The 22,974-nt window shown below is 60.9% G+C and carries 25 protein-coding genes; 16 read left to right on the forward strand and 9 right to left on the reverse strand.

All coding sequences use genetic code 11. From position 1 onward, the window contains the following. Positions 1-2: 2 nt before the first annotated feature. The 3 genes from ACTJKE_RS14230 to ACTJKE_RS14240 form a co-directional block, all read right to left on the reverse strand. The gene (locus ACTJKE_RS14230; protein ID WP_058326640.1) at positions 3-1,160 is read right to left on the reverse strand and encodes an amino acid ABC transporter permease; all 1,158 of its coding nucleotides are present in this window, start codon (positions 1,158-1,160) and stop codon (positions 3-5) included. Between the two features lie 4 nt (positions 1,161-1,164). Continuing rightward, positions 1,165-2,358 (reverse strand): amino acid ABC transporter permease, encoded by a 1,194-nt coding sequence (locus ACTJKE_RS14235; protein WP_057255722.1) that lies wholly within the window; start codon positions 2,356-2,358, stop codon positions 1,165-1,167. Between the two features lie 90 nt (positions 2,359-2,448). Next, positions 2,449-3,474 carry an amino acid ABC transporter substrate-binding protein gene (locus tag ACTJKE_RS14240; protein WP_057255724.1) on the reverse strand — a complete coding sequence of 342 codons (1,026 nt, stop codon included), beginning with the start codon at positions 3,472-3,474 and terminating at the stop codon, positions 2,449-2,451. A 339-nt stretch (positions 3,475-3,813) separates the two neighbouring features. On the opposite strand from ACTJKE_RS14240, the gene ACTJKE_RS14245 reads away from it, so the two are divergent. Continuing rightward, complete coding sequence (locus ACTJKE_RS14245) at positions 3,814-5,004, forward strand: cystathionine beta-lyase (protein WP_058326639.1); 1,191 nt, start codon at positions 3,814-3,816, stop codon at positions 5,002-5,004. 83 nt (positions 5,005-5,087) lie between these two features. On the opposite strand, the gene ACTJKE_RS14250 is transcribed toward ACTJKE_RS14245, so the two are convergent. Continuing rightward, positions 5,088-6,251 carry an FAD-dependent monooxygenase gene (locus ACTJKE_RS14250; RefSeq protein WP_112995903.1) on the reverse strand — a complete coding sequence of 388 codons (1,164 nt, stop codon included), beginning with the start codon at positions 6,249-6,251 and terminating at the stop codon, positions 5,088-5,090. A 9-nt stretch (positions 6,252-6,260) separates the two neighbouring features. Next, on the reverse strand, positions 6,261-6,506 hold the full coding sequence (locus ACTJKE_RS14255; RefSeq protein WP_057255736.1) for a zinc-finger domain-containing protein: 246 nt from the start codon (positions 6,504-6,506) through the stop codon (positions 6,261-6,263). A gap of 170 nt (positions 6,507-6,676) precedes the next feature. Here ACTJKE_RS14255 and ACTJKE_RS14260 point away from each other — a divergent pair, with 170 nt between their 5' ends. The 8 genes from ACTJKE_RS14260 (at position 6,677) to ACTJKE_RS14295 (ending at position 13,773) form a co-directional block, all read left to right on the forward strand. Next, positions 6,677-7,462, forward strand: a complete 786-nt coding sequence (locus ACTJKE_RS14260; protein ID WP_057255738.1) for an alpha/beta fold hydrolase — start codon at positions 6,677-6,679, stop codon at positions 7,460-7,462. Between the two features lie 147 nt (positions 7,463-7,609). Beyond that, entirely contained in the window at positions 7,610-8,437 is an 828-nt protein-coding gene (gene cysE / locus ACTJKE_RS14265; protein ID WP_057255740.1) for a serine O-acetyltransferase, read from the forward strand. Between the two features lie 100 nt (positions 8,438-8,537). After that, a complete protein-coding gene (locus ACTJKE_RS14270) occupies positions 8,538-8,741 on the forward strand; it encodes a DUF3126 family protein (RefSeq protein WP_034796738.1) in 204 nt (67 codons plus the stop codon). Between the two features lie 280 nt (positions 8,742-9,021). Then, positions 9,022-9,378, forward strand: a complete 357-nt coding sequence (locus ACTJKE_RS14275) for a phasin family protein (RefSeq protein ID WP_057255742.1) — start codon at positions 9,022-9,024, stop codon at positions 9,376-9,378. Positions 9,379-9,619: 241 nt separating this feature from the next. Next, complete coding sequence (clpS, locus tag ACTJKE_RS14280) at positions 9,620-9,973, forward strand: ATP-dependent Clp protease adapter ClpS (RefSeq protein ID WP_043622145.1); 354 nt, start codon at positions 9,620-9,622, stop codon at positions 9,971-9,973. 9 nt (positions 9,974-9,982) lie between these two features. After that, complete coding sequence (clpA, locus tag ACTJKE_RS14285; protein WP_110878336.1) at positions 9,983-12,499, forward strand: ATP-dependent Clp protease ATP-binding subunit ClpA; 2,517 nt, start codon at positions 9,983-9,985, stop codon at positions 12,497-12,499. A gap of 195 nt (positions 12,500-12,694) precedes the next feature. After that, positions 12,695-13,432 carry an AzlC family ABC transporter permease gene (locus tag ACTJKE_RS14290; protein WP_112995902.1) on the forward strand — a complete coding sequence of 246 codons (738 nt, stop codon included), beginning with the start codon at positions 12,695-12,697 and terminating at the stop codon, positions 13,430-13,432. Further along, positions 13,429-13,773: an AzlD domain-containing protein gene (locus tag ACTJKE_RS14295; protein ID WP_057255746.1), complete on the forward strand. Its 345-nt coding sequence runs from the start codon at positions 13,429-13,431 to the stop codon at positions 13,771-13,773. The genes ACTJKE_RS14290 and ACTJKE_RS14295 overlap by 4 nt, the downstream gene beginning before the upstream one ends. A gap of 77 nt (positions 13,774-13,850) precedes the next feature. Here ACTJKE_RS14295 and ACTJKE_RS14300 read toward each other — a convergent pair whose 3' ends face one another. The 4 genes from ACTJKE_RS14300 to ACTJKE_RS14315 are packed head-to-tail and all read right to left on the reverse strand — an operon-like array spanning position 13,851 to position 16,714. Beyond that, the gene (locus ACTJKE_RS14300; protein ID WP_057255748.1) at positions 13,851-14,267 is read right to left on the reverse strand and encodes an HIT family protein; all 417 of its coding nucleotides are present in this window, start codon (positions 14,265-14,267) and stop codon (positions 13,851-13,853) included. Positions 14,268-14,314: 47 nt separating this feature from the next. Then, entirely contained in the window at positions 14,315-15,502 is a 1,188-nt protein-coding gene (locus ACTJKE_RS14305; RefSeq protein ID WP_057255750.1) for a GNAT family N-acetyltransferase, read from the reverse strand. A 4-nt stretch (positions 15,503-15,506) separates the two neighbouring features. Further along, complete coding sequence (locus ACTJKE_RS14310; protein ID WP_057255752.1) at positions 15,507-16,232, reverse strand: glycerophosphodiester phosphodiesterase; 726 nt, start codon at positions 16,230-16,232, stop codon at positions 15,507-15,509. Between the two features lie 14 nt (positions 16,233-16,246). Further along, complete coding sequence (locus ACTJKE_RS14315) at positions 16,247-16,714, reverse strand: RidA family protein (RefSeq protein WP_057256068.1); 468 nt, start codon at positions 16,712-16,714, stop codon at positions 16,247-16,249. Between the two features lie 145 nt (positions 16,715-16,859). Here ACTJKE_RS14315 and ACTJKE_RS14320 point away from each other — a divergent pair, with 145 nt between their 5' ends. The 7 genes from ACTJKE_RS14320 to ACTJKE_RS14350 all read left to right on the forward strand — a co-directional run bounded on the left by ACTJKE_RS14320 (position 16,860) and on the right by ACTJKE_RS14350 (position 22,959). Further along, complete coding sequence (locus ACTJKE_RS14320) at positions 16,860-17,687, forward strand: cell envelope integrity EipB family protein (RefSeq protein ID WP_057255753.1); 828 nt, start codon at positions 16,860-16,862, stop codon at positions 17,685-17,687. A 183-nt stretch (positions 17,688-17,870) separates the two neighbouring features. Then, positions 17,871-18,638 (forward strand): 30S ribosomal protein S2, encoded by a 768-nt coding sequence (rpsB, locus tag ACTJKE_RS14325; RefSeq protein WP_057255755.1) that lies wholly within the window; start codon positions 17,871-17,873, stop codon positions 18,636-18,638. Positions 18,639-18,890: 252 nt separating this feature from the next. Next, positions 18,891-19,814, forward strand: a complete 924-nt coding sequence (gene tsf / locus ACTJKE_RS14330; protein ID WP_057255757.1) for a translation elongation factor Ts — start codon at positions 18,891-18,893, stop codon at positions 19,812-19,814. 192 nt (positions 19,815-20,006) lie between these two features. Further along, positions 20,007-20,729, forward strand: a complete 723-nt coding sequence (gene pyrH / locus ACTJKE_RS14335) for a UMP kinase (protein ID WP_057256069.1) — start codon at positions 20,007-20,009, stop codon at positions 20,727-20,729. A gap of 55 nt (positions 20,730-20,784) precedes the next feature. Further along, positions 20,785-21,345: a ribosome recycling factor gene (frr, locus tag ACTJKE_RS14340; RefSeq protein ID WP_057255760.1), complete on the forward strand. Its 561-nt coding sequence runs from the start codon at positions 20,785-20,787 to the stop codon at positions 21,343-21,345. A 37-nt stretch (positions 21,346-21,382) separates the two neighbouring features. After that, positions 21,383-22,126: an isoprenyl transferase gene (locus ACTJKE_RS14345; protein WP_057255761.1), complete on the forward strand. Its 744-nt coding sequence runs from the start codon at positions 21,383-21,385 to the stop codon at positions 22,124-22,126. Then, the gene (locus tag ACTJKE_RS14350) at positions 22,126-22,959 is read left to right on the forward strand and encodes a phosphatidate cytidylyltransferase (RefSeq protein WP_058326633.1); all 834 of its coding nucleotides are present in this window, start codon (positions 22,126-22,128) and stop codon (positions 22,957-22,959) included. The genes ACTJKE_RS14345 and ACTJKE_RS14350 overlap by 1 nt, the downstream gene beginning before the upstream one ends. Positions 22,960-22,974: the final 15 nt, after the last annotated feature.

Below are 22,974 nucleotides of genomic sequence, written 5' to 3' on the forward strand. Positions count from 1 at the left end.
TTTTATCGTTTATGGGCCGTGTCGAGAACGCGTTCCATGAAGCCTGAATAGCGCGACATACTGAAGCAGAAAAGCCAGAATATGAAGCCAGCGAAAATAAGGCCCGAGATCGGCGTGACCGAAGAGGCCCAGTTGGCGTCGGTGAAGTTGAAGCGAACGATGCCGAGCAGGTCGAACATGCCGATAATCGACACCAGCGACGTATCCTTGAAGAGACCGATGAAGGTGTTGACGATGCCGGGAATCACAAGCTTCAGCGCCTGCGGCAGCACGATGAGGTTCATCTTCTGCCAGAAGCTGAGGCCGAGCGAATCTGCGCCTTCATACTGCCCCTTCGGAATGGCCTGCAGACCGCCGCGCACCACTTCGGCCATGTAGGCCGAGGCAAAGAACGACACGCCGATCAGTGCGCGCAGGAATTTGTCGAAGGTGACGCCCTGCGGCAGGAACAGGGGCAGCATGACGCTCGCCATGAACAGCACGGTGATCAGCGGAATGCCGCGCACCAGCTCGATGAAAGCGGTGCAGAGCATCTTGATCACGGGCATGTGTGATCGCCGGCCAAGTGCTAGCAGGATGCCGAGCGGCAATGACACGGCGATGCCGACGAAAGAGAGAATGAGCGTCACCATCAGGCCGCCCCAAAGCGGCGTCTCGACGAAAGTCAGCCCAAACCAACCGCCCGGAAGCAGGATCAAGGAGATGAGCGGCAGAACGGCGAAAAGCAGGATGGCGTTGATGCCCTTGTAAGGGACCTTCGGTATCGCCATCGGCACGAGGAAAAGAATGAAGAGGATGCCGACCAGCGTCGGTCTCCAGCGTTCATCGAGCGGATAGCGGCCGTAGACGAACTGGTCGAGCTTCGCGTTGACGAAGGCCCAGCACGCGCCGCTCCAGCCTTCCGGCTGGCTACCGCCCTGTGCAACCGTGGCGCAGACGCCACGGCCTCCACCGGTCCAGGCGGCGTCAAGGAACAGCCATTGGATTGCCGGCGGCAGGAACCACGCGAGCGCAAGTGCGCCGATGATGGTAAGCACCGTATCCTTCGGCGTGGCGAAAAGGTTCTCGCGCAGCCAGTGGACGACGCCGCCTTCTGCGATCGGCGGTGCGGAAGCCTCGATCATCGAGGCGCGGACGAAAGTTGCCTGGGGTGTGGTCATGGTCTTATCTCTCCACCAGGGCCATTCGGGCATTGAACCAGTTCATGAACAGCGACGTCGCGAGGCTCAGCGACAGGTATACGACGATCCAGATCGTAACGATCTCGATCGACTGCCCCGTCTGGTTGAGGATCGTGCCGCCGACGGCCACGAGATCGGCGTAGCCGATGGCGACGGCGAGCGAGGAGTTCTTGGTCAGGTTCAGATACTGGCTGGTGAGCGGCGGAATGATGATCCTCAGCGCCTGCGGAACAACCACGAGGCGCGTCGTCAGACCCGGGCGAATGCCGAGCGCGTGCGCGGCCTCCGTCTGCCCCTTGGAAACACCGCGAATACCGGCGCGCACGATCTCGGCGATGAAGGCCGCGGTATAGAACGAGAGCGCCAGGAACAGCGACAAGAATTCCGGCCCGATGACCGAGCCGCCGGTGAGGTTGAACTTGCCGGCAACGGGAACGTCGAAGGTGATCGGCGATCCCGTGGCGAGGAACGTCAAGAGTGGCAAGCCGATGATCAGGCCGAGAGCCGTCCAAAGAACCGGGAAGCGCTGTCCGGTGGCTTCCTGCTTCTTGCGCGCATACCGCGCCACGAAGAAGCTGGCGACGATCGCGATGAAGAAGGCAAGAACCGTGTACATCGAGCCGTCTTCAAAGATCGGTTTGGGAAAGGCGAGACCGCGGTTGTTGAGGAACATGTTGAGCGGCAGTGCCGCAGATTCACGTGGCTGCGGCAGGATCGCCAGAACGCCGCTGTACCAGAAGAAGATGACGAGCAGCGGCGGGATGTTGCGGAAGATCTCGACATAGGCGAGCGACAGCTTGGCAATTAGCCAGTTGTGCGACAGCCGTCCGATGCCGACCGCAAAGCCGATGATGGTGGCGGTGAAAATACCGCAGACAGCGACCAGCAGCGTGTTGAGCAGACCAACGACAAGCGCGCGCTGATAGGTCGAATCGCTGGTAAAGGCGATCAGCGACTGTCCAACGTCGAAACCGGCGCGCCCATTCAGGAAGCCGTAACCGGAAGCAATATTCGCTCGTTTGAGGTTCTCGATCGTATTGTCGGCGATCCAATAGACGAAGGCCGCGAGAACGACGAGGGTGAGTACCTGATAGAAGATCCCGCGCACTTGCGGGTCGTAGATGATCGACCCCGACGGTTTGCTTTTTTCAGGCGTAGTTGTGACGCCAATCGCCATGCAATGCCTCTTTCCCCTTTGTCACCCTTTGGGTGTTTTTATCGTTGGATGGGGAAGCGGTGACCCGCTTCCCCAGTCTTGGCTAATCGCTTAGCGGACCGGCGGGGCGTACTGGATGCCGCCCTTGTTCCACAGGGCGTTGAGGCCGCGCTCGATCTTGAGCGGGCTGCCAGCGCCGATGTTACGGTCAAAGACTTCGCCGTAGTTGCCGACGGCCTTGATGATGTTCACGGCCCATTCGTTGGTCAGGCCAAGGTCGGTGCCGATCTTGCTGTCAGCTTCGACGCCGAGGAAGCGCTGAACGTCCGGGTTGGCGGACTTCTTCATTTCTTCGACGTTGGCCTGGGTGATGCCGAAATCTTCGGCCTGGATCAGCGCATAATGAACCCAGCTGACGATATCGAACCACTGGTCGTCACCCTGGCGCACGGCCGGGCCGAGGGGTTCCTTCGAGATGATTTCCGGCAGGATCATGTGATCGTCGGGCTTCGACAGCGTCAGACGCAGCGAATAGAGGCCCGACTGGTCGGTGGTGTAGACGTCGCAACGACCGGCGTCATAGGCGGCGTTCACTTCTTCGAGCTTTTCGAAGACGACCGGATTGTACTGCAGGTTGTTGGACTTGAAGTAGTCGGCAAGGTTGAGTTCGGTGGTGGTACCGGTCTGCACGCAGACGGCTGCGCCCGAAAGCTCGAGAGCCGACTTGACGTTCAGGCTCTTGCGAACCATGAAGCCCTGGCCGTCATAGTAGTTGACCGGGCGGAAGTTGAAGCCGAGCGCGGTGTCGCGGTTGATCGTCCAGGTGGTGTTACGCGCGAGGACATCGACCTCGCCGGACTGCAGCGCCGGGAAGCGTTCCTTGGCCGAAGTGGGCGTGAACTTCACCTTGCTGGCATCCGCGAAGATCGCGGCGGCGATTGCCTTGCAGTAGTCGACGTCGAAACCGCTCCAGTTGCCCGAGGCATCCGGTGCCGCGAAGCCGGCGAGACCGGTGTTCACGCCGCACTGGACAAAGCCCTTGGCCTTCACGTCATCAAGGGTAGCGCCCGAAGCCGCCTGTGTGCCAATCCCCATGACAGCGGCGCCAACGAGAGCTGTCAGAATTCTTTTTGCCATTTTTAGAACCTTTTTCTGTTGTCGTTAGTTCCCGTCTGCACCAGCGCCTCTCCTGGCGCGTGCAGCCTCCGCCACCCTCCTGGCGCGAGTACAGGCTATCTCATGCTCAAATTCCATGAGGGTCAAGAGAGGCCGCCGATTTTCTGGTTTTGCATGTGAAAAACCCGAAACAAGCCAGAAAGTTAGGCAGTTTTTGGGGGCAATGGGCGGGCCCTGGGCGAAAAATCGCCAAATACCGGCCGATGACGGCCAAAACGACGCTCCATGATTTTTGCCACTTGACCGCGGTTGTGGCTCATTCGAAGAGTTTCTCTTTCGAAATCAGAAGCGGAACATGCAATGGCAGACAGCGGCAATGTGAATGGCAAGGCGGGCATCAACACCCGTCTCGCTCATAGCGGCAACAATCCCTCCGACTATTTCGGCTTCGTCAACCCGCCCGTGGTACATGCGTCCACCGTGTTGTTTCCGAATGCGAAGGCGATGGAAACGCGCGCGCAGAAGTACACCTACGGGACGCGCGGAACGCCGACCACGGATGCGCTTTGCGACGCGATCAACGAACTTGAAGGTTCCGCCGGGACGATTCTTGTACCCTCGGGCCTGGCTGCCGTAACGGTGCCGTTCCTTACCTATCTCTCGGCGGGCGATCACGCGCTGATCGTCGATTCGGTTTATTTCCCGACGCGCCACTTCTGCGACACCATGCTGAAGCGTCTTGGCGTCACCGTCGAATACTACGATCCGATGATCGGTGCCGGAATCGAAAACCTGATCCGACCGAACACGCGCCTGGTGCATACCGAAGCGCCGGGTTCGAATACGTTCGAAATGCAGGACATTCGCGCCATCGCCGACGTTGCCCGTCGCCACGGCTGCGTCGTCACCATGGACAACACCTGGGCGACGCCGGTTTACTTCAGGCCGCTCGATCACGGCGTCGATGTGTCGATCCATGCGTCCACCAAGTATCCGTCCGGTCATTCGGATGTTCTCCTGGGTACGGTGTCGGCGAACGCCGCCCACTGGCCGGCCTTGACCGAGGCGATGGTGACCCTCGGTGTCTGCGTTTCGCCCGACGACAGCTACCAGATCCTGCGTGGCCTGAGGACGATGGGCATTCGCCTCGAGCGGCACCAGGAGAGCGCACTTGCCCTGGCCCAGTGGCTGGAAGGGCGGGATGAGGTCGCCCGTGTCCTGCATCCGGCACTGCCGAGCTTCCCGGGACACGAACTCTGGAAACGCGATTTCGCCGGCGCAAGCGGCATCTTCTCCTTCGTCCTAAAAGCGGAAAGCGCCGATCGGTTCAAGGCCAAGGCGCACGCCTTCCTCGACGCGCTGAAACTGTTCGGGCTCGGCTATTCCTGGGGCGGCTTCGAGAGCTTGGCACTCCATGTCAGCCTGTCGGACCGCAAGGTGGCGCTGGCGCCGACAGAAGGTCCGGTCATCCGCCTGCAGATCGGGCTTGAGGATGTGCCGGATATCCGCCGCGACATCGAAGCGGGATTGGCCGCGGCCAACGCCGTTTGACGGCTTGAGGCGCCGCATTCATTCGCGGCGCCTCGTCACCACCGACTATGGAATCTGCGTGTTGCCCACTCGCCTGTCCGCAGTCAGCGCTGGGCGCCGTAGCCGTAGAGCCAATCAAGGTCGGCAGCGAGCGCATCCGGTCCCTTGAGTTTCAGGACGATGTCGCGGCCGAGGCGCAGCGGCCCACGGGCGTGGTAGGCAAAATGATTGAACGCCGCGCGGCGCCGGACCCGCGCGATGCGTGGTCGACGCCTCGCTTCGAATGCAGCCAGCGCCTTCGGGATATCGATGCCGGTGGCCAGGCAGTCGGAAAGCTCGAAGGCGTCCTCAATCGCCATGGCCGCGCCCTGCGCGGCGAAGGGCGTCATCGCATGGGCCGCATCGCCGATCAGTACGGTCTTTCGCCCGTCTTGCCAGGCCCCGTCGTCGACTGTGCACAATGGCCAGTAGGTGGGGGCGGCAGCCTTCTCGAGCAGCGAGCGGATGCCCGCGTTCCAGCCGGAGAAAGCATTCAGGCAGTCCTGGCGGCGCTTGTCCGAATCCTTGCCGACCCAGACGGCGTCGGTCTCCTTTCCCTCGATGATCGCGACGAGATTGAAACCGTCGACTTCCCGCAACGGGTAGGCGACGAGATGGGCGCGAGGGCCGAGGAACGCCGTGACCTGGTTCGGCTTGAGAAGGCCGGCGGCCGTGTCGCGGGCGAGCGTCATGCGCCAGGCGACGTTGCCTGAAAACCGTACACGACCGGCCCCGGGGACGCCGTTGCGCAACCGCGACCAGATGCCGTCGGCGCCGACGATGATGTCCGGGCGGCGCCCCGTCAGTGTTATGATGGTCTGCTCATCAGGGTTGTCGATATGGCAGCCGAGTTGCAGGCGGCAGCGCGGTTCTGCCTCCACGGCGGCAAGCAGGACTTTCTGCAGGCTCGCGCGGTGCATGACGGCATACGGCGCGTGCCAGCGGCGACGCGCGAAAGCGCCGGCCGATACGCTGGCAAGAGGGTTTAAGGATACGCCGTCAACCAGGCCGATGCGCTCGGGCTCGGTCCAGTAGGCTTCGAGTTCCGCAAGCAGGCCGAGCTCTATGAGGATGCGTGAGGCGTTCGGCGACAATTGCAGGCCGGCGCCGACCTCGGTCAGCGCCGTTGCCCGTTCGATGATGTCGACTTCGAAGCCTCGGCGGGCGAGGCACAAGGCGGCCGTGAGTCCGCCGATACCGGCGCCGATGATCGCGACAGGGCGCGACATCGTGGCTTATCAGGCGGCTTTGTGGGCGAAGAGGCAGCCGGGCGGGTTGGTTTCCGTCGCCTTCAGCTTCGGATTGTAGCGATAGAGCGTGGAGCAGTAGGAGCAGACCTTCTCGTTGTCGTCGCCCATATCGATGAAGATGTGCGGGTGATCGTACGGAATGGACGCGCCGGTGCACATGAATTCCTTGACGCCGATTTCGATTGCCTGATGTCCGCCGTCGTTCTGGAAGTGCGGGATGCTGTGGCCGGCCATGTCATGCTCCGATGAATGCAAGTCTCTAAAGTTGGCGGCACCATAGTGAGCTTTGCTGCAAAAGTGTAGCGGCAAACACGCCGCAGCTGTGGTTTTTGCCGGGGCGGGGTTTCACTCGCCAGAGCGACGAACTAGGTTGCGCCGGATCGATACCTCCCAGGATGATAAAGATGGATCTCAATCCGCCGCCGTTTTCCCGCTTTACCCATGAAGGCCTGGAGATCGCCTTCTTTGACGAAGGTGATCCAGCCGGCGCGCCCATTCTCCTCATTCATGGGTTTGCCTCGAGCGCCAACGTCAACTGGGTTTTCCCGGGGTGGCTGAAGACGCTGGGCGATGCCGGCTACCGTGTGATCGCGCTCGACAACCGCGGGCATGGCAAGAGCAGTAAACCCTACGATCCAGCGCTTTATCATCCGCAGCAGATGGCGGGCGACGCCGTAGCGCTTTTGGGTCATCTCGGCATCGCCGAAGCACATGTGATGGGCTACTCGATGGGCGCACGCATCTCGGCCTTCATGGCACTCGCCCATCCCCACCGCGTCCGTTCGCTGGTCTTTGGCGGGCTCGGCATCGGCATGGTGACGGGGGTAGGGGATTGGGACCCGATTGCCGATGCCTTGTCGGCGCCGTCTCTGGATGTCGTGACCCATGCACGCGGCCGCATGTTCCGCGCCTTTGCCGACCAGACCAAAAGCGACAGGCAGGCGCTTGCGGCCTGCATCTCGACGTCTCGCGATCTGCTGACGGCTGAGGACATGGGGCGCATCGACGTGCCGACCCTGATCGGTGTCGGGACCAAGGACGACATTGCCGGCTCACCGCAGGAGCTGGCGGAGTTGATGCCCAACGCGCGTGCGCTTGATATTCCGGGCAGGGATCATATGCTCGCCGTGGGTGACCGGGTTTTCAAGAAGGCCGTGCTCGAATTCCTCGAGGAAGTGGCGCGCGCCTAGACTGCCGAACAAGACGGAACGCGGGAAGCACCGCAAGCTTGCCCGCTTCTGAGCTGCTCGACCGAGGGTGGAACTGAGGCCGAGCCATTTAAGTCATACCGGATTTCCCCTATAGTGACTGTAGGACGGACAGGAAGGAGAGCGACGATGGTCGCCAAGACCGAACTTCGCCAGACGGAAGCTTTGAAGGTGATGGACCCGATCTGGAACAGCCTGCGTGAGGAAGCCCGCGTGGCAGCCGAGCAGGACCCGATGCTTGCGGCCTTCCTCTATTCGACGGTGGTCAATCAGCACTCGCTCGAAGAAAGCGTGATCTATCGCATCTGCGAAAGGCTCGATCATCCCGATCTTCAGGCAAACCTCTTGCGACAGACCTTCTCGGAGATGCTGGAGGATTGGCCGGAATGGGGCACCATTCTGCGTGTCGACATCCAGGCCGTTTATGACCGCGATCCCGCCTGCACCCGTTTCATCGAGCCGGTACTCTACTTCAAGGGCTTCCATGCCATCCAGACGCACCGCCTGGCCCATTGGCTGCTGAAGCGCGGCCGCAAGGATTTCGCGTTCTATCTGCAGAGCCGAGCGTCGAGCGTCTTCCAGACGGACATCAATCCGGCCGCCCGCATCGGGCGCGGCATCTTCCTTGATCACGCCACCGGCCTTGTCGTCGGCGAGACGGCGGTGATCGGAGACAACGTCTCTATCCTGCACGGCGTGACGCTCGGTGGCACGGGCAAGGAGGGCAGCGACCGTCATCCGAAGATCGCTGATGGCGTCCTGATCGGCGCCGGCGCCAAGATCCTTGGCAATATCCATATCGGCCATTGCTCGCGCATCGCCGCCGGCTCGGTCGTGTTGAAGCCGGTGCCGCCGAAAACGACGGTCGCAGGCGTGCCGGCGAAGGTGGTGGGCGAGGCCGGTTGCTCCGAGCCATCGCGTCAGATGGACCAGATCCTGAGCAGCTTCGATATCTGAACATACGGGAACCGGTGCGTAAGCCTCTTTCGAGGGGTTTACACCCGGCGATGCAGCGTGCGAGAAGCGCCGCACAGATAAACGGCTACGGAGACGTGTTTTGAAGCCCGAAGAAATCCGCAAGCTTGAAGCCTATTTCAAGCGCACCTTCAATCAGCAGATGGTCGTCAAGGCGCGCCCGAAGAAGGACGAGTCCGCTGAAGTCTATCTCGGTGACGAGTTCCTCGGTGTCGTTTTCCGCGATGAGGAAGATGGCGAGCTTTCCTACAATTTCTCCATGGCAATCCTCGACATCGACCTCTAAGTCTGACGAGGACGTCCGAAAACAATAAACCCCGAAAATCCCCTGAGATTTTCGGGGTTTATTGTTTTAATGGGGATTTATGCATCGCGCTGAGCAATTGCTCGCGTCGCTCATCTTGGTTCTTCACCGCGATCGTAAGAATTTTTTTTCGCGGGAGCGCATTTCTTCATCAAGTTGTTGCATCCGTTGTATTTTATTGCGTCGCACACTCGTCTTGACTTTTTGTGCAGTGCACATAAACTGAAGCCTCCAGATCAGGCCGTCACTAAGGAGACACCCGATGTTCAACTTCGACGATGCAAACAAGAAGAGCAAAGAAGCCATTGACGTGGCTGTAAAGAGCTATTCCGCTTGGACCAAGGGTCTCCAGGCTATCGCGACTGAAGCTGCGGACTACTCCAAGAAGTCCTTTGAAGATGGCGTTGCGCACGTCGAGAAGCTGTCGAGCACCAAGAGTGTCGAAGCTGTTTTCGAACTGCAGACCAATTTCATCAAGGCGAGCTACGAAGGCTTCGTCGCCGAGGCAACGAAGATCGGCGAAATGTACGCTGATCTCGCCAAGGACGCTTACAAGCCCTACGAAGCGCCGGTTGCCAAGGCAACGGCAGCAGTCAAGGCCGCCGCTGCCGCCGCCTGATCGTCAGGCAAAGAACCACTTTCCAAAAAAGGCCGGTCGCAGCGCTTGCGACCGGCCTTTTTGTTTCTCGCATTAGCTGTGCGCAGCCCGAAGAAAGTTGATCAATCTTACGCGCGGTCGTGCGATTATGATTGCAGTGCGTTGGTTCGGTCTTAAAATCTGAAAACGAACCATTAGATAAAGGGCAAGCACGCTGCGGCCAAGTTCAGTGGGGTCGCTGCTGTACAAGGAACTGACAAGAATGATCGCCATGCCGGTCCGGATGCAGCAAGGTAGCGATGACGAGGGAAACGGCAACAACCGCAGCACGTCCGTCATCACGCGTACCAAGCCGAAGACCAAAAAGCCGAGTTTGTATCGTGTTCTGCTTTTGAATGACGATTACACGCCGATGGAATTTGTCATCCATATCCTGGAGCGCTTCTTTCAGAAGAACCCGGAAGAGGCGACCCGCATCATGCTTCATGTCCACAATCATGGCGTGGGAGAGTGCGGCGTCTTCACCTATGAGGTCGCCGAAACCAAGGTGACGCAGGTGATGGATTTTGCCCGGCAGCATCAGCATCCGTTGCAATGCGTCATGGAAAAGAAATGAGGAACTAACGTGCCAACATTTTCGCCCAGTCTCGAAAAGGCGCTACACCAGGCACTGACTTTTGCCAACGAGCGCCACCATGAATACGCCACGCTCGAGCATCTGCTTCTGGCATTGATCGATGATGCCGACGCGGCGGCCGTGATGGGCGCCTGCAACGTCAATCTCGAGACGCTGCGCAAGACCGTGACGGATTATGTCGACAACGAGCTTTCCAATCTCGTGACCGGCTACGACGAAGATTCCAAGCCGACGGCGGGTTTCCAGCGTGTCATCCAGCGCGCGGTCATCCATGTCCAATCGTCCGGCCGTGAAGAAGTCACCGGCGCCAACGTGCTGGTTGCCATCTTCGCCGAGCGCGAAAGCCATGCCGCCTATTTCCTGCAGGAGCAGGAGATGACGCGTTACGACGCCGTCAACTTCATTTCACACGGCATCGGCAAGCGGCCCGGCACCTCCGAATCCCGGCCGGTGCGCGGCGCCGACGATCACGAATCCGAGCAGAAGCCTTCGCGCGACACCGAGGAAACTGGCGCCAAGAAGCAGCAGGACGCGCTTACGGCCTATTGCGTCAACCTCAATGAAAAGGCGAAGTCCGGCAAGATCGACCCGTTGATCGGGCGTCACGCCGAGGTGAACCGCACCATCCAGGTGCTGTGCCGCCGCTCGAAGAACAATCCGCTCTATGTCGGCGACCCCGGCGTCGGCAAGACGGCGATCGCCGAAGGCCTTGCCAAGCGCATCATTGAAAAGAAGGTACCGGAAGCGCTACAGGATGCGACGATCTTCTCGCTGGATATGGGCACCTTGCTCGCCGGCACGCGCTATCGCGGCGATTTCGAAGAGCGCCTGAAGCAGGTCGTCAAGGAGCTTGAGGACTATCCGGGTGCCGTGCTCTTCATTGACGAGATCCACACCGTCATCGGCGCTGGGGCCACCTCCGGTGGCGCCATGGATGCGTCCAATCTCCTGAAGCCGGCGCTCTCCTCCGGCGCGATCCGCTGCATCGGTTCGACCACCTACAAGGAATACCGCCAGTTCTTCGAGAAGGACCGGGCGCTGGTTCGCCGCTTCCAGAAGATCGACGTGAACGAGCCGACGATCGCCGACGCGATCGAGATCATGAAGGGTCTGAAGCCTTACTTCGAGGAATATCACCACCTGAAATACTCGAACGAGGCGATCAAGGCCGCGGTTGAACTTTCCGCCCGTTACATCAACGACCGCAAGCTGCCTGACAAGGCGATCGACGTGATCGACGAATCCGGTGCTGCGCAGATGCTGCTGCCGGCAAGCAAGCGCCGCAAGCTGATCACCGAAAAGGAGATCGAGGCGACGATCGCGACGATGGCGCGCATCCCGCCCAAGACCGTTTCGAAGGATGATGAGGCCGTTCTCGCCAACCTCGAAAAGGAACTGCGCTCGGTCGTCTATGGCCAGGACCTGGCGATCGAAGCGCTCGCGTCTTCGATCAAGCTGGCGCGTGCCGGCCTGCGGGAACCGAACAAGCCGATCGGCTGCTATGTCTTCTCCGGCCCGACCGGCGTCGGCAAGACGGAAGTCGCCAAGCAGCTTGCGACGTCGCTCGGCGTCGAGCTTCTGCGCTTCGACATGTCGGAATACATGGAGCGGCACACGGTTTCGCGTCTGCTCGGTGCACCTCCCGGCTATGTCGGCTTCGACCAGGGCGGCCTGTTGACCGATGGCGTCGACCAGCATCCGCATTGCGTGCTGCTGCTCGACGAGATCGAGAAGGCGCATCCGGACCTGTTCAACATCCTGTTGCAGGTCATGGATCATGGCTCGCTGACGGATCACAACGGCAAGAAGATCGACTTCCGCAACGTCATCCTGATCATGACCACCAATGCCGGCGCATCGGAAATGGCCCGGGCCGCCATCGGCTTCGGTTCTTCCAAGCGTACGGGTGAAGACGAAGAGGCGCTGAACCGCCTGTTCACGCCGGAATTCCGCAACCGTCTGGACGCGGTCATTCCCTTCGCTTCGCTGCCGACCCCGGTCATCCACCAGGTCGTACAGAAGTTCGTCATGCAGCTGGAAACGCAGCTCGCCGAGCGCAACGTCACCTTCGACCTCGCGCCGGAGGCAATCGCCTGGCTCGCCGAGAAGGGCTATGACGAGAAGATGGGTGCCCGGCCGCTCGCCCGCGTCATCCAGGAAAACATCAAGAAGCCGCTCGCCGATGAGATCCTCTTCGGCAAGCTGAAGAAGGGCGGCGTCGTCAAGGTGACGATCGGTACCAAGGCCGATGGCACCAAGGGCTTGCTGCTCGATGCGGTTCCGGAAACGACGCCGATCAAGCCGAAGGCCGAGGTTTCCCGCCCGGCGATGAAGGCGGCAAAGCAGAAGAAGGCCGAGGACAAGGAAGAAGTGGGTGCCGAGCCCGCACCGAAGTCCAAGCCGAAGAAGGCAGCCGCCAAGGCATCGTCCGATGGCGAAGCCGGGGCCGGCGACGCGGCTCCGAGAAAGGGCCGCACGGTGCCGAAGGTGCCACGCAAGAAATAGGCCCTCGCAAGAAATGTTCGACGGTGCCGGATGCAAACCATCCGGCACCGTTTTCTTGAGAGCGGGATGAGGAAAAGTGTGCGCGGTTTTTCGCCCGCATCCCGCTCCAATAACTTATATTCGATCACAATGATCTTGGGTCGATTCGACCCAAGATCATTGTGATCGAAAATCAAAGACAATCCGGAATTGCCAATGGATAGGGAAGAAGACGAGCAATCATCGCTCGCCTGGTTCGGGAGAGGTATGCGCGGCATCTTCAGCCTGCCGGCCTTCATCCTGATGCTGTCCTTCGTCGGCTTCTGTTCGCTGACGGCGCAAGCTGGAATCCCAGTGCAGCAGGTCGTCTTCATGGTCGGCATGGTCTGGGCGCTCCCGGCCAAGGTCATTCTTGTCAGTTCGATGATGAGCGGCGCGAACTTGGCGGCCGCTTTCCTCGCGGTTTCGCTGTCTTCCGTCCGGCTGATGCCGATGGTTGCGGCGCTCGTCCCGGAACTGCGCACATCGCGAACGCCGACCTGGCTGCTGCTCTTCCTTTCGCACTTCGTCGCGATCACCGCCTGGGTGTTCGCAATGGAGAAGGTGCCGCAGGTGCCGCGTGAACGGCGGGTCGCCTTCTTTGCCGGCTTCGGCATCACGCTCGTTGCGGCGAACATGCTGCTGGTTGCCGTCGTCTACCATTTCGTCGCGGACTTCCCGCCGATCGTTGCGGGCTGCCTGTTCTTCCTGACACCTGTCTATTTCCTCGCGTCGATCTGGCATTCGGCACGCCACCCCGTCGTCTACGTGGCGCTGCTCTTCGGACTTGTCGGCGGGCCGCTGTTCTATTGGCTGTTTCCGGAATTCGACATCCTGCTCGCCGGTCTAGTCGGCGGCACGCTCGCCTGGCTGGTCGAGCGCCTCTGGCGCCAGCGCAAGGAGGTGGGCGTATGACGTGGCAGGATGGTTGGTGGGCCTATGCCTTCATCGCGATTGCCGGCTGGCTCGCGACCGACATCTGGCGCTGGCTCGGCGTCGTTGCCGGCAACAAGCTGCGGGACGATTCCGAGGCACTGAACTGGGTGAGGGCGGTCGCGACCGCTCTGGTCGCCGCGGTCATCGCGAAGCTCATCCTTTATCCGACAGGCGTGCTCGAACAATCCCCGCTCTGGCTGCGCGTGGGGGCCGTCGGACTTGGGGCGGTCGCTTTCTTTCTGTTCGGACGAAAGCCGGCGATCGGAATAGCGACAGCCATCGCGGCGCTCGCATTGGGGCTCTGGTGGCTGGGTTTTTAGGCGAAGCCTGAGCCGAGAGCCGACGGGGCGCCGGCTCAATCCGTTCATGGAGTGTCGGTTATCGAGTGCAGGCGAGACTACAGCGCTTGCCGAACCTTTTCGGCATTGGCCGCGAGCACGGCGCCGTCTTCGATCGTACCGGAATGCGGCTTCAGCGGCACGCCGGCCCGTCGCGGAATGACATGGAAGTGCAGGTGGAAGACCGATTGGCCGGCCGGTGTCTCGTTGAACTGCATGACCGTCACGCCATCGGCCTCGAAGGCCTCTTTCGCCGCGACCGCCAGTTTCTGCACGGTAGCGATGAGCGCCGGCAGCGTCGCTGCATCGGCATCGAGCAAGTTGCGCGAGGGTGCCTTCGGTACGACGAGCAAGTGGCCTTCGGCCTGCGGCATCACATCCATGAACGCGATCGTCGCGTCATCCTCGTAGACGCGGTGCGAGGGAATTTCGCCGCGCAGGATCTTGGCGAAGATGTTGTTGTCGTCGTAGCTCATTGTTCTTCCTCGTGAATTGTCGCGGGCCGACCTTGGCCGAAAGCCGTTCAGTCGTCTTGCCGCTCACCTTTGCGGAAAGGCCCGTGTTCTGCAAGAATTTCGCCCGTTTCCTCCACGTCTCTACGCTCGCGCTGGAGATAATCAGCGACAGCGCGGGCGAGCCCTGAATGCATGAAGAAATGCGCGGAGTGGGTGGTGACGGGCATGTAGCCGCGCGCGAGCTTGTGTTCACCCTGGGCACCGGCCTCGACCCTCTTCAGTCCCTTGGCGATCGCGAAATCGATCGCCTGGTGATAGCAGACCTCGAAATGCAGGAACGGATGGTCCTCGATGCAGCCCCAGTGACGGCCGTAGAGCGCGTCGCCGCCGATGAAGTTGATCGCGCCGGCGATGTAGCGGCCGTTGCGGCGCGCCATCACCAGCAGGATATCGTCGGCCATGCGCTCGCCGATCAGCGAATAGAAGGCGCGCGTCAGATAGGGACGACCCCACTTGCGACCGCCGGTGTCCATGTAGAAGGCAAAGAACTGGTCCCAGATCGCTTCCGTCAGGTCGCTGCCGGTCAGCCAGTCGATCGAGATGCCGTTTTCGACCGCGGCCCTGCGTTCCTTCTTGAGCGCCTTACGCTTGCGCGAGGCCAAGGTCTCCAGGAAATCGGCGTGCGATCCGTAGCCTTCGTTGGTGAAATGGAACTGCTGGTCGGTGCGGTGCAGGAACCCGGCGCGCTCGAGCGCCGGCATTTCGGCTTCCGGCACGAAGGTGACATGCGCCGACGAGACATCGTGTCTGCGTGCGAGCTCCTTCATGCCTGCGGCAAGCGCATCCTGAACTGCGCCCTGGTTTTCACCCGGCGCCGTAAGCAGTCTCGGTCCGGTGGCCGGCGTGAAGGGAATGGAGCTTTGCAGTTTCGGATAATAGCGCCCGCCGGCCCGCTCGAAAGCGTCGGCCCAGCCATGGTCGAAGACATATTCGCCCTGGCTGTGGTTCTTCAAGTAGCAGACTAGACCGCCGCGCAGATGGCCGTCCGATCCTTCGAGAAGCAGGTGTTGGCCGAGCCAGCCTGTTTTCGCAGTTGCGGATCCGGATTCCTCAAGAGCCGAAAGATAGGCATGCGAGAGGAAGGGATTGTAGACGCCGCCGGGATGCACCTTCGATGCACCGGAAAGCACATTCCAGCGTGCTGCCGGCACATCGGCGAAGGATTGGGCTATGCGGATGGTGACGGCGTCTGACATCAGATCAGGAAACCAGGGCCTCCCGCGGGTCGAAGCCCTCGAAGGTCATCTGATCCGCGTGAGCGAAGGTGTAGGTCTCTGCCTGGCGGTCGCGCACGGTCCAGGTGATGATCGTCTTGCCGAGCGTCCGCTCCTTGGTGATGAACGAGTTCGGCAGGTGGCCGTAATGGTAGGAGATGAAGTCGAGGCCGAGCTGCATGGCTTCCTCGTGCACGAAGAACGTCTCGGGATTGGCGCCTTCCGCAGTGAGGCCGAGCGGGTAGGGCGCATCGAGCGCCTTCAGGTCCTTGAGCAGCCAGTGATCGAAGCTCATCAGGGCGACGTGTCCCTTGTAGCCTTCGAGCGTCTCCAGCACAGCGGCGGCAAAGCCCTCGTCGTCGCCCTTGCGGCCCTTGAGTTCGATGACCAGCGGTACTTTGCCTGCGACCAGGCGCAGCATCTGCGTCAGCGTCGGCACCTTGTCCTTCGTTCCGCCGATCGCCATCAGGCCGAGCTCGCCGGCGGTTCGCGCGCGCACGTCGCCCTTGATGCCGCAGAGACGCTGGGTGTCGTCATCATGGAAGACGACCGGGATGCTGTCGGCGGTGTATTGCAGGTCGCACTCGATGGCGAAACCGGCATCGACGGCACGGGAGAAAGCCGAGAGCGTGTTCTCCCACACGTCTCTGTTCATGTCGTGATAGCCGCGATGGGCGATCGGTTGAGCCTTCAGCCAGGAAATATCAGCCATGGTGGGCACCCTAATCAGGCGATCTCGATGACGGCGTCGATCTCGACGGCGGCATTGAAGGGCAGGGAAGCCATGCCGACGGCGGCGCGGGCGTGTTTGCCCGCTTCACCGAGCACGGTGGCGAGCAGATTGGAGGCGCCGTTGATGACGAGGTGCTGCTCGACAAATTCCGGCGTCGAGGCGACGAAGCCGTTGATCTTCACCAGACGACGGATGCGTCCGAGGTCGCCGCCGAGCGCGGATTTTGCCTGTGCGAGGATGTTGATCGAGCAGAGTTCGGCGGCGCGTTGCGCGCGGGCGACGTCGACATCCTTGCCGACAATGCCTGTCACGGCGACCTTGCCGTCTTCCATCGGAAGCTGTCCGGAGATGTAGAGCATCGAGCCGCTGATCACGTACGGCACATAGTTCGCGACCGGGGTCGCAGCCTGGGGAAGGGTGACGCCGAGGTCCTTGAGGCGCGTTTCGATCTCTGCGGACATGGAAAGCTCCATTGTTGTCTTTTGTGTTAAAATCCTGCATTCAGGCCGGATCGCGGCGGGCGCCGGCATTTTCCTGCAAACACCGCCTCGCTTCTGCCGAACGCTTGTTTATAGCATTGCCGGCGAGTCCAATAGGAGGAAACGGATGTTTCATAAAGGCTTCGGTCTCGTCACTCTGGGCAGCGTTTGTTTCGCCGTCGTGACGGCGTCAGGTGCTACGGCGGCGAGTGCGAATGTCCTCGTGCCGCATCGCGCCGTCTATGATCTTGAGCTCAAGGATGCGTCGGATCGTTCGGGCATTGCCGGAATGTATGGTCGCATGGTCTATGAATTCAATGGTTCGTCCTGCGAGGGCTATACGGTCAGCTTCCGCTTCGTCACCCAGGTCGACACCGGCGAGGAAGTTCGCCTCACGGATCAGCAGACGACCACCTATGAGGATCTGAAGACGGGTAATTTCCGCTTCTTGACGCGCTCTTTCACCGACGAGAAGCTGGACAAGGAAGTGCGCGGAACGGCGCATGAGGAAAAGAGCGGTGTCAAGGTGGAGCTGACCGCGCCCGACAAGCGCGAAGTGGAACTTGCGGCCAGCCGTTTCCCGACCGCCCATATGATGGAAGTGATCTCGCGGGCGAAGAAGGGGGAAGGCTTGTTCGAGGCGCGCATCTTCGACGGCTCCGATTCGGGCGACAAGACGCTGATCACCTCGACCTTTGTCGGTAAATCGCGCAAGCCCACCGCTGATGAGCCGGATGCCGGCAAGGCTGGCAAGTTCGGCAGCGAAGCCTATTGGCCGGTGACGATCTCCTATTTCAACGACGACAAGAGCGGCGATGCGCTGCCAATCTACCGCATGTCGTTCAAGCTCTACGAAAACGGAATCACCCGGGACCTGACGATGGACTACGGCGATTTTGTCCTCAGCGGTAAGCTTGCCGATCTCGAAGTCTTCAAATCCGAGGACTGCAAATAGCCGATCGCGACGAAAATCGGCACTCGCGTCTTGATTTCTCGGGCAGTTGCGGTTAAGGGGCTGCCATTCCACACGTGAAGCAAGGGATGTTCCGGGAGAAATCCGGATCGTTCCGCCGGTGGGCTGTTCGAAAGACCATGCTCGACGCTTCGCGGAGGTTCAACCGGAAAAGGAGAAAAAGGCATGGCATTGCCTGATTTTAGCATGCGTCAGCTTCTGGAAGCTGGCGTTCACTTCGGTCACCAGACGCACCGCTGGAACCCGAAGATGAAGCCGTACATTTTCGGCGATCGTAACAACGTCCACATCATCGACCTCGCTCAGACCGTACCGATGCTGTCGCGCGCCCTGCAGATCGTCAGCGACACCGTTGCCAACGGCGGCCGCGTTCTGTTCGTCGGCACCAAGCGCCAGGCTTCGGAAATCATCGCTGACGCAGCCAAGCGTTCGGCCCAGTACTACGTCAACGCTCGCTGGCTCGGCGGCATGATGACGAACTGGAAGACGATTTCGAACTCCATCCAGCGCCTGCGCAAGCTCGACGAAATCCTTTCTTCGGAAGCTTCTGGCTTCACCAAGAAGGAACGCCTGAACCTCGAGCGCGAACGCGAAAAGCTGAACCGTGCACTCGGCGGTATCCGCGATATGGGCGGCACCCCGGACCTGATGTTCATCATCGACACCAACAAGGAATCGATCGCGATCGACGAAGCCAAGCGCCTCGGCATCCCGGTTGTTGCCGTGATCGACTCGAACTGCGATCCGGACCAGATCGACTATCCGATCCCGGGCAACGACGACGCTTCGCGCGCCATCGCTCTCTACTGCGACCTGATCGCCCGCGCAGCCATCGACGGCATTGCGCGCCAGCAGGGCGCATCTGGCCGTGACCTCGGCGCCTCTGCCGAAGTTCCGGTCGAGCCGGCGCTCGATGAGGCCTCCGACGCCTGATCGGCCCCAGGCGGCAGCCAACCCTGCCGCCCCCAATGAAATGTCGGGACAAGGCCGTTTGTGATGAAAGTCTGAACGGCCTTGTTCTTTTCAGCCGGGGATGGCGCGATCCGTTCGGGTCGTTGGATCCGGGCAGCGGCCACGATGACGCGTTCATCATGGTGTCACATTGAAAAGCCATTCCCTGCCAAACCTCCTGGCATCGCGCCACGCGCGGGCAACCCCCGCCAAACAGACAAAGAGGCAAAAAAGATGACTGTGACTGCAGCAATGGTGAAGGAACTGCGCGAAAAGAGCGGCGCAGGCATGATGGATTGCAAGAAGGCACTTGCTGAAACCAACGGCGACATGGAAGCAGCGATCGACTGGCTGCGCGCCAAGGGTATCGCGAAGGCCGACAAGAAGTCGGGTCGTACGGCTGCTGAAGGCCTCGTCGGCATCGTCAGCGGCGGCGTCAAGGCCGTCGTCGTCGAAATCAACTCCGAAACCGACTTCGTTGCCCGCAACGAAGCCTTCCAGGAACTCGTCCGCGGCGTTGCCAACGTAGCGCTCACCACCGACGGCTCCGTCGATGCGATCGCGGCTGCAACCTACCCGGCGACCGGCAAGTCGGTCGACGAGACGATCAAGGACGCGATTGCCACGATCGGCGAAAACATGACGCTGCGTCGCGCAGCTCTGCTGCAGGTCGAAGATGGCGTTGTCGCCACCTACATCCACAACGCTGCTGGCGACGGCATCGGCAAGCTCGGCGTTCTCGTCGCGCTGAAGTCGATCGGCGACAAGGAAGTGCTGTTCTCGGTCGGCCGTCAGGTTGCCATGCACATCGCTGCGACCAACCCGCTGGCGATCCGCGCTGAAGAAGTCGACGCCGCTGTTGCTGAGCGCGAACGCAACGTCTTCATCGAACAGTCGCGCGCTTCGGGCAAGCCGGACAACATCATCGAGAAGATGGTTGAAGGCCGTATGCGCAAGTTCTTCGAAGAAGTCGCACTGCTGTCGCAGGCCTTCGTCATGAACCCGGAAATCACCGTCGGCCAGGCCGTCAAGGACGCTGAAAAGCTCGCTGGCGCACCGATCGAAGTCACCGGCATGGCTCGCCTGCTGCTCGGCGAAGGCGTCGAGAAGGAAGAGTCCGACTTCGCCGCAGAAGTTGCAGCCGTCGCCAAGGGCTGATTTCTTCACCCATATTGGGAAAACCTCGGGGCATCGCGTGACAACGCGGTGCCCTTCGTGTATCGGGCTTCGTCAATGCGCCGGACCCGCCGGAAATCACTCCGCAGCGGTTGAAACCGGGTAGCGCAATATGTCCTTATGCGCTGTGCGCCGTCGTCGTGCGCACGCGCACCGATCTGATCAGGAGCGATGATGCCCGCCGAACCAATCTACAAGCGTGTTCTCCTTAAAGCCTCCGGTGAAGCCCTGATGGGTAGCCAGGGCTTCGGTATCGACGTGGCGGTCGCCGACCGCATTGCCGCCGACATCGCCGAAGCACGCGCGATGGGCGTCGAAGTCGGTGTCGTCGTCGGCGGCGGCAACATCTTCCGCGGTGTCGCGGTGGCCTCCAAGGGCGGAGACCGGGTGACCGGCGACCACATGGGCATGCTGGCAACGGTCATCAACGCGCTGGCGCTCGCAACCTCGCTGCGCAAGCTCGACATCGACACGGTCGTGCTTTCGGCAATTGCGATGCCGGAAATCTGCGAAAGCTTCTCGCAGCGCGCAACGCTTCATCATCTCTCGCTTGGCCGCGTCGTGATCTTCGCCGGTGGCACCGGCAACCCCTTCTTTACGACGGACTCGGCCGCAGCGCTCCGCGCGGCGGAAATGGGTGCGCAGGCCATTTTCAAGGGCACGCAGGTCGATGGTATCTATTCTGCCGATCCGAAGAAGGATCCGACCGCGACCCGTTTCGACCGCCTGACCCACAGCGAGGTGCTTGAAAGGGGCCTGGCCGTCATGGATGTTGCCGCCGTTGCGCTTGCACGCGAAAATACCATTCCGATCGTTGTCTTTTCGATCCACGAAAAGGGTGGCTTCGCGGAAATCTTGACCGGCGGCGGTCGCGCGACCATCGTCACAGACAACTAAAGAGCTGCAAAGCGGCCCCCTGCGGCCGGCGAATGTTAGAACGGGAGTTTTGACCATGAGTGAAGGTGTTGAACTGAAGGAACTGAAGCGTCGCATGGATGGCGCCATTTCCGCATTCAAGAGCGATATCGCATCGCTTCGTACCGGCCGGGCGTCGGCGAACGTTCTCGATCCGGTGACCGTTGAAGCCTACGGCTCGCGCGTGCCCCTCAACCAGGTCGCCAACATCACCGTTCCGGAGCCGCGCATGCTGTCCGTTTCGGTCTGGGACAAGCAGATGGTTGGCGCCGTCGATCGTGGCATTCGCGAATCGAACCTCGGCCTGAACCCGATCATCGACGGCCAGAACCTGCGCATTCCGCTGCCCGAGCTCAACGAAGAGCGCCGCAAGTCGTTGGTCAAGGTGGCCCACGATTACGCTGAAAAAGCCAAGGTTGCCGTGCGCCACGTGCGCCGCGACGGCATGGATGACCTGAAAAAAGCCGAAAAGGATGGCGACATCGGTCAGGATATCAGCCGTTCTCAGTCCGAGCGCGTGCAAAAGATGACCGATGAAACGATTTCCGAGATCGACCGCTTGCTCGCCGAGAAGGAAAAGGAAATCATGCAGGTCTGATCTGCTCGTGATCTGAGTCTCCTTTCGCGGACGCCTTATGCAAAACCTCATCTCCACGACCGTTCCGGAACATGTTGCCATCATCATGGATGGCAACGGGCGTTGGGCGAATGCACGTGGGCTACCGCGTACCATGGGGCATCGCAAAGGCGTCGAGACCGTTCGCGATGCCGTCAAGACGGCGGCCCAGGTGGGTATCCGCTATCTCACGCTTTTTGCATTTTCTTCGGAAAATTGGAGCCGGCCGGAGTCGGAGGTGAGCGACCTCATGGGGTTGCTCAAGACCTTCATCCGCCGGGATCTCGCCGATCTGCACCGCGAGAATGTCCGCATCCGTGTCATTGGCGACCGCTCGAACCTGCGTGGCGACATCCTGCCGCTATTGATAGAGGCCGAGGAAACGACGCGGGCGAACACGGGAGTTACCCTGGTCATCGCCTTCAACTACGGGGCGCGTGACGAGTTGACCCGGGCGATGCGTCGCCTCGCAGTGGACGTCGCCGAAGGGCGTTTGCGCCCCGAGGACATCAATCAGGAACGCATTGCAGCCTCGCTGGACACCGCCGACATACCCGATCCGGACCTGATCATCCGCACGAGCGGCGAAGAGCGACTGTCGAATTTCCTGCTCTGGCAGGGCGCCTATTCCGAACTGATCTTCGTTCCCGAACTGTGGCCGGATTTCACGCGTGAGATTTTCCTGTCGGCGCTGGAGAAGTATGCATGCCGGGAGCGCCGTTTCGGCGGACTGGTCGAGCCGACGCGGGCGGTTGGTTCCTGATGCAAACTGAACTCAAGCTTCGCATCGCTTCGGGAGTGGTGCTCGCAGCGGTCGCTCTCGCTGCGACTTGGTTTGGCGGACTCGCTTTCCAGCTACTTTCGGTCCTGATCGCGCTTCTCGTCTACTACGAATGGTCGACGATCACCGGCCTTGTCGAGCGTGATTTCCAGGGCAACGCCTTCGGTTGGCTCTCCATAGTCGTGATCGCAGGCCTCGTTGTCACCGGTTACATTGGCTACAGCCTTCCTTTCCTGGCGTTCGGCCTCGGAGCGGCATTGCTTTGGGTCCTTACTCAAAAGACAAGCTGGTGGCTGCCGGGCGGCATCGCCTATGCGGGCCTCACCGGCATATCGCTCGCAGCACTTCGTGGCGCCGACGATCTCGGCCTGATCGCAACGCTGTTCGTCTTCGCGGTGGTCTGGGCAACCGACATTTTCGCCTATTTCACCGGCCGTGCGATCGGGGGCCCCAAGCTTGCGCCGCGCATATCGCCCGGCAAGACCTGGTCCGGCGCCATCGGTGGCACGATTTGTGGCATTCTTGCTGGCGTCGCCGTCTTTATGGCTTATTTTTCGCTGCAAGATCTTCGGATCCCGATCATCGCCCTGGTGCTCTCGGTTGCCAGCCAGGTTGGGGATTTGTTCGAGTCCTTCATCAAGCGGCGCTTTGGCGTGAAGGATTCGAGCCGTCTCATTCCAGGGCACGGCGGAGTCATGGATCGGGTCGACGGTTTGATATTCGCCTGCGTGGCGGCGTTGATTCTGGTCATGGTTCAGTATTTCGTCAGCGATGGGCGCCAGATCGCCTTCGGTTCGGTCCTGCTTGGCCCTTGATGCCGACCGCAGGGA

Origin of the sequence: Ensifer sp. 22521 (genome assembly GCF_052044795.1) — a bacterium.
Lineage (GTDB): Bacteria > Pseudomonadota > Alphaproteobacteria > Rhizobiales > Rhizobiaceae > Ensifer.

What these genes read in the sequence shown, in the direction of transcription:
- cysE (WP_057255740.1), top strand. Translation starts at nt 7,610, where the DNA reads ATGGTCGCCAAGACCGAACTTCGCCAGACGGAAGCTTTGAAGGTGATG.
- ACTJKE_RS14245 (WP_058326639.1), top strand. Translation starts at nt 3,814, where the DNA reads ATGGCAGACAGCGGCAATGTGAATGGCAAGGCGGGCATCAACACCCGT.
- ACTJKE_RS14235 (WP_057255722.1), bottom strand. Translation starts at nt 2,358, where the DNA reads ATGGCGATTGGCGTCACAACTACGCCTGAAAAAAGCAAACCGTCGGGG.
- pyrH (WP_057256069.1), top strand. Translation starts at nt 20,007, where the DNA reads ATGCCCGCCGAACCAATCTACAAGCGTGTTCTCCTTAAAGCCTCCGGT.
- ACTJKE_RS14230 (WP_058326640.1), bottom strand. Translation starts at nt 1,160, where the DNA reads ATGACCACACCCCAGGCAACTTTCGTCCGCGCCTCGATGATCGAGGCT.
- ACTJKE_RS14305 (WP_057255750.1), bottom strand. Translation starts at nt 15,502, where the DNA reads ATGTCAGACGCCGTCACCATCCGCATAGCCCAATCCTTCGCCGATGTG.
- ACTJKE_RS14255 (WP_057255736.1), bottom strand. Translation starts at nt 6,506, where the DNA reads ATGGCCGGCCACAGCATCCCGCACTTCCAGAACGACGGCGGACATCAG.
- ACTJKE_RS14275 (WP_057255742.1), top strand. Translation starts at nt 9,022, where the DNA reads ATGTTCAACTTCGACGATGCAAACAAGAAGAGCAAAGAAGCCATTGAC.
- rpsB (WP_057255755.1), top strand. Translation starts at nt 17,871, where the DNA reads ATGGCATTGCCTGATTTTAGCATGCGTCAGCTTCTGGAAGCTGGCGTT.
- ACTJKE_RS14240 (WP_057255724.1), bottom strand. Translation starts at nt 3,474, where the DNA reads ATGGCAAAAAGAATTCTGACAGCTCTCGTTGGCGCCGCTGTCATGGGG.
- frr (WP_057255760.1), top strand. Translation starts at nt 20,785, where the DNA reads ATGAGTGAAGGTGTTGAACTGAAGGAACTGAAGCGTCGCATGGATGGC.
- ACTJKE_RS14260 (WP_057255738.1), top strand. Translation starts at nt 6,677, where the DNA reads ATGGATCTCAATCCGCCGCCGTTTTCCCGCTTTACCCATGAAGGCCTG.
- ACTJKE_RS14290 (WP_112995902.1), top strand. Translation starts at nt 12,695, where the DNA reads ATGGATAGGGAAGAAGACGAGCAATCATCGCTCGCCTGGTTCGGGAGA.
- clpS (WP_043622145.1), top strand. Translation starts at nt 9,620, where the DNA reads ATGATCGCCATGCCGGTCCGGATGCAGCAAGGTAGCGATGACGAGGGA.
- ACTJKE_RS14345 (WP_057255761.1), top strand. Translation starts at nt 21,383, where the DNA reads ATGCAAAACCTCATCTCCACGACCGTTCCGGAACATGTTGCCATCATC.
- ACTJKE_RS14300 (WP_057255748.1), bottom strand. Translation starts at nt 14,267, where the DNA reads ATGAGCTACGACGACAACAACATCTTCGCCAAGATCCTGCGCGGCGAA.
- tsf (WP_057255757.1), top strand. Translation starts at nt 18,891, where the DNA reads ATGACTGTGACTGCAGCAATGGTGAAGGAACTGCGCGAAAAGAGCGGC.
- ACTJKE_RS14320 (WP_057255753.1), top strand. Translation starts at nt 16,860, where the DNA reads ATGTTTCATAAAGGCTTCGGTCTCGTCACTCTGGGCAGCGTTTGTTTC.
- ACTJKE_RS14310 (WP_057255752.1), bottom strand. Translation starts at nt 16,232, where the DNA reads ATGGCTGATATTTCCTGGCTGAAGGCTCAACCGATCGCCCATCGCGGC.
- ACTJKE_RS14295 (WP_057255746.1), top strand. Translation starts at nt 13,429, where the DNA reads ATGACGTGGCAGGATGGTTGGTGGGCCTATGCCTTCATCGCGATTGCC.
- ACTJKE_RS14250 (WP_112995903.1), bottom strand. Translation starts at nt 6,251, where the DNA reads ATGTCGCGCCCTGTCGCGATCATCGGCGCCGGTATCGGCGGACTCACG.
- ACTJKE_RS14350 (WP_058326633.1), top strand. Translation starts at nt 22,126, where the DNA reads ATGCAAACTGAACTCAAGCTTCGCATCGCTTCGGGAGTGGTGCTCGCA.
- ACTJKE_RS14315 (WP_057256068.1), bottom strand. Translation starts at nt 16,714, where the DNA reads ATGTCCGCAGAGATCGAAACGCGCCTCAAGGACCTCGGCGTCACCCTT.